Origin of the sequence: Gilliamella sp. W8128, assembly GCF_016100545.1 — a bacterium.
In the GTDB taxonomy this organism is placed as follows: domain Bacteria; phylum Pseudomonadota; class Gammaproteobacteria; order Enterobacterales; family Orbaceae; genus Gilliamella; species Gilliamella apis.
The window spans coordinates 1-4,717 of the sequence record NZ_JACFSE010000017.1 but is presented as its reverse complement, the minus strand read 5'-3'; the positions used below and the strand labels follow the sequence as shown (position 1 = coordinate 4,717).

2 protein-coding genes are annotated in these 4,717 nt (G+C 39.7%); both read right to left on the bottom strand.

What is annotated here, in order from left to right; genetic code table 11:
* Positions 1–297: 297 nt before the first annotated feature.
* Positions 298–1,704, bottom strand: coding sequence for a hypothetical protein (locus H3U97_RS11280; RefSeq protein WP_198198995.1), 1,407 nt, complete (start codon positions 1,702–1,704; stop codon positions 298–300).
* Between the two features lie 741 nt (positions 1,705–2,445).
* Positions 2,446–3,852, bottom strand: a complete 1,407-nt coding sequence (locus H3U97_RS11275) for a hypothetical protein (protein ID WP_198198994.1) — start codon at positions 3,850–3,852, stop codon at positions 2,446–2,448.
* Between the last annotated feature and the right edge of the window lie 865 nt (positions 3,853–4,717).

Below are 4,717 nucleotides of genomic sequence, written 5' to 3'. Positions count from 1 at the left end.
TTTCTATACGGTGATTACGTCCGAGTTAAGAGGGTTGGCGCCAACCCTCTTTACAATCTCCCGCGGCGACCACGCAAGTGGTCACTACGTGACTACCTTCCGCCTTCGTTCGCTGTTAACGCACCGGTTGTGATTTGTTCCTGACAAAACACAGCCTTGCCAAACATCCCTGTTTGCCATGCTAACCTCTCTCAGTTGTCAGCACATTGCGAAAGTCGCGCCACAAAATCGCTTTTATCGCCCTAACGTTATTTTTCTTATCCTCAGCTTCAATACCTAAAAATTAAGAAATAATAGTTAAGGATAGACACAGAGTCCATAGCCGTTGGTGGTGTCTCTAAAATTACCGGGAAGTTTCACCGAACCCATTTTCGATTCAACCATAAAAGGCACTAAATAATCACGACCACCTCTATCTCGCGTCCGAACCCTATCTTGCGTCCAAAAAAAGACATTTTGGTTGAAGTTGGCTCCAGTGTAATAGTCCATTATCCCCCATTCCGAGAACAATCCTGTACCAATGTGACGCCAGTACCGATTATAAATTGCCTCAGGCTTTGCACCTTCACAACTAGATGCCACTTGACGACGACAATTCGCACTAGTTAAATCCTTGACCTTAGGCAGACGGTATCCTCCAATCTTATTACACCAAGATTCCGTGCTAGAATAGGTATAAACGTTCCTATTTCCACGATTAACAAACCAGTGCTTTAACTCAAAACCATATTTAACCACCGCATTACCATTGCTATCACGACCGACTAACTCAAATACCTGCGGTAAAGATAGTCTGTCGATTTGACCTGGATTATCTGAACTCCATTGCGATGGTGTAGCAACAGGACCTGTTAGAGTAACTCGAACGCTAGTACTTGTTGAATCGGTCATCGTCGCCGTAATACCACCATGAGAAACCGGAGCCCAAGATAAGGCCTGACTAGTGCCGGCAATAAGTAAATCAAAATACAAATTATGAGCACCAGTAGTTGGGAAGTTTAAATCATAAGACGATGGCGTAACTGACTGTGGTAGATAACCCTTAACAGGGCTCCACATGTAAGGAAAAGCAAGATAGACACCTGCACTGAATTCCAAGTTAGGTTTAGCAGAACAAATTACTGGCGATACTTTAGGATGAATATAATAAGTGGCATTACCTGCCGTAAAACGACTTTCATTAGGTACACCATAACGTGTTGTTAATCTACCGCTAGTATTAGATAACGTTAGTTTATAAGGCGCTTTACCGTCACAAATAGTCGGCACTTCATTACGGGCAACAGGATTTCTGAATTTATCAATAATAGCTAAATTTAAACTACCAGTAGCGGTGACACCATTAACTCCCTGACCATCGCCATCATCATCACCCCAATAATTATACGGTGTGCCAATAAGTGAACTTAATGCAATAGAATTAGTATCCGTTGGTACTAACATACCAATATCATTAAAACTCTGACCAACAACAGGTAACTCGATAGGATTGGCTAAACTTGAATTATTGGTTGTCGGAGTAAATCTTCTTCCATCAGAAAGGGATATCCCGAGTAGTGCTTCGGTATTTGTTATCCGGGTACTACCACCATCGAAGGTTAAATATGGGGCTGAGCCATAAATAATATTGGTCGTTTTAGTGGTTAATGCATAATTAGCAAAAGAGATAGACTGTAATACAACTACGGTTAATACCAAAACCATCGGCCGAGGTAAACAGGCTAAACCAAAAAATTTTGAAAAATTTTGCCAGAATTTCGGAAATTTTGGAAATTGTCGAAATAATAAACTGCAGTGAAATAATAAACGGTATGAGCTTAACTTTAGAGAGGTGAAATTATAGGTTGGGCAGGTTGCTTGTTGCTTGTTGAAAATTATAATCCATATCAGATATCCTTGTCAATCCAATTTTATGATTTATTTAAAATTTTAAGCCTAACGGCATAAAATTTATCCATTCGTATAAATATGCTATAAAAGTATAGTGATTGGAAAAAACCATGCAACTTTTTTTGATGGTTTAATTGTTAACTTTTGTAAAGATTAATGTAATATTACCTCTTAATTACTCGCTTAAAACCAATTTCGAAGAAACTTTAGGGGGATTTTTTGGCTTTAAAAACCCCGTTCCTCAATTTTTTTGGTTCGCTGAGTTTCGGACGTTTTGTTGTTTTGTGGTTGTTTCTATACGGCGATTACGTCCGAGTTAAGAGGGTTGGCGCGAACCCTCTTTACAATCTCCCGCGGCGACCACGCAAGTGGTCACGATGTGACTGCCTTCCGCCTTCGTTCGCTCTTAACGCTCCTTGCCAAACATCCCTGTTTGCCATGCTAACCTCACTCAGTTGTCAGCACATTGCCAATGTCGCGCCACAAAATCGTTTTTTATCGCCCTAACGTTATTTTTATCCTCAACTTCAATACCTAAGAACTAAAGAATAATAGTTAAGGATAGACACAGAGTCCGTAATTGGGGAAGTGATAATCGTTATATATCGTACCATCCAACGAGTTAACCACAAAAAAACGATAAGGATTACCACCCACACTATCTTGCGTCCAATGGCCGTATGCGAAGTAGGCATCAGCGTATCCGAAGTGGGCATTAGCGTAATAGCGCATATCCCCCCATTCCGAGAAAAATCCTGCATCAATGTGACGACGGGAAAACTTACTAGGTGACGAAGGCTTTGCACTTTCTGCACCTTCACACACATCTTGAGTCTGCCAGTCCCGCCATGGTTGACAAGTCACATTAGTTAAATCACTGACCGTTGGGAGACGGTATCCAATATTATTACACCAAGATTTCGTACTAAGATAGGAATAAGAAATTTCACCACGACTAACAAACCATTGCTTTAACTCAAATCCATATTTGACCACCGCATTACCACTGCTATCACGACCAACTAACTCAAATACCTGCGGTAAAGATAGTCTGTCGATTTCACCTGGATTATTTGAAGACCATTGCGATGGTGTAGCAACAGGACCCGTTAGGGTGACTCGAACGCTGGTACTTGTTGAATCGGTCATCGTCGCCGTAATACCACCATGAGAAACCGGAGCCCAAGATAAGGCCTGATTAGTGCCGGCAATAACTAAATCAAAATACAAATTATTAGCACCAGTAGTCGGGAAGTTTGAACCATAAGACGATGGCGTAACTGACTGTGGTAGAAAACCCTTCCCATAACGGTACCATTTGCCAGCAGAGTCAGCAGGAATACCAAACCCACTTAAGTTAGGCATTACATAACAAATCACTGGCGATGATTCTTTCTTAGGATTAATATAATAAGTGGTACTCCTTCGCTCAAAACGAGTTTCATTAGGCACACCATAACGTGTTGTTAATCTACTTTCAAAATTAGATAAGACTAATTTATATGGCGCTTTACAAATAGACAGCACTTCATTACGGGCAACACGAAAACCGTCTTTATCAAAAATATCTAAATATAAACCACCGGTAGCAGTGACACCATTAATCCCCTGACCATCACCATCATCATCCCCCCAATAATTATAGGGTGATGCAATAAGAGAATTTAATTCGATTAAATTTTTATCAGTTGGTATCAACATACCAATATCATTAAAACTCTGACCAGCAACCGGTAACTCGATAGGATTGTCTAAACTTGAATCATTGGTTGTCCGAGTAAATGTTCTTCCATCTGAAAGGGATATCCTGAGTAGCGCTTCAGTATTTGTTACCCGAGTACTACCACCATCGAAGGTTAAATAAGGCGCTGAACCTTGAATAACATAAATCGTTTTAGCGGTTAATGCATGATTAGCAAAAGAAATAGAAAGTAAAACAACCACGGTTAATATGAAAACCATCGGCCGAGATAAACAGGCTAAACCAAGAAATTTTAAAAAATTTTGCCGAATTTGCTGGAAAAATAAATTGTAATGAGATAATAGACCGTGCGTGCTTAACTTTACTAACGTTAAATTATAGGTTGGGCAGGTTTGGTGTTTGGTGTTTGGTGTTTTAAATTATAACACATATCCGACATTCCTGTCAATTAAATTAATGATTTATTTACAATTTTATGCCTACCGACATAAAATTTATCCATTCGTATAAATATGCTATAAAAGTATAGTGATTGCAAAAAACCATGCAACTTTTTTTGGTGGTTTAATTGTTAACTTTTGTAAAGATTAATGTAATATTATGTCTTAATTACGCCCTTAAAACCAATTTCGAAGAAACTTTAGGGGGATTTTTAGGCTTTAAAAACCCCGTTCCTCAAAATTTTTTGGTTACTAGCTGATGTTATAACTAGCGTTAGCGATTTATTGGCGAGATTTTTGGGCTTTAAAAACCCCTCTCCTCAAAATTTTTTGGTTACTAGCTGATGTTATAACTAGCGTTAGCGATTTATTGGCGAGATTTTTGGGCTTTAAAAACCCCTCTCCTCAAAATTTTTTGGTTCTTTATTTTTTAGTTCTTTGAGTTTCGGACGTTTTGTTGTTTTGCGGTTGTTTCTATACGGTGATTACGTCCGAGTTAAGAGGGTTAGCGCCACCCCTCTTTACCATCTCCCGCGGCGACTACGCAAGTGGTCACTGCGTGACTGCCTTCTGCCTTCGTTCGCTTTTAACGTTCCTTGCCAAACATCCCTGTTTGCCATGCTAACCTCACTCAGTTGTCAGCACATTGCGAATGTCGCTAAATTAAATACACCAAACTTATTTG

What these genes read in the sequence shown, in the direction of transcription:
- H3U97_RS11275 (WP_198198994.1), bottom strand. Translation starts at nt 3,852, where the DNA reads ATGGTTTTCATATTAACCGTGGTTGTTTTACTTTCTATTTCTTTTGCT.
- H3U97_RS11280 (WP_198198995.1), bottom strand. Translation starts at nt 1,704, where the DNA reads ATGGTTTTGGTATTAACCGTAGTTGTATTACAGTCTATCTCTTTTGCT.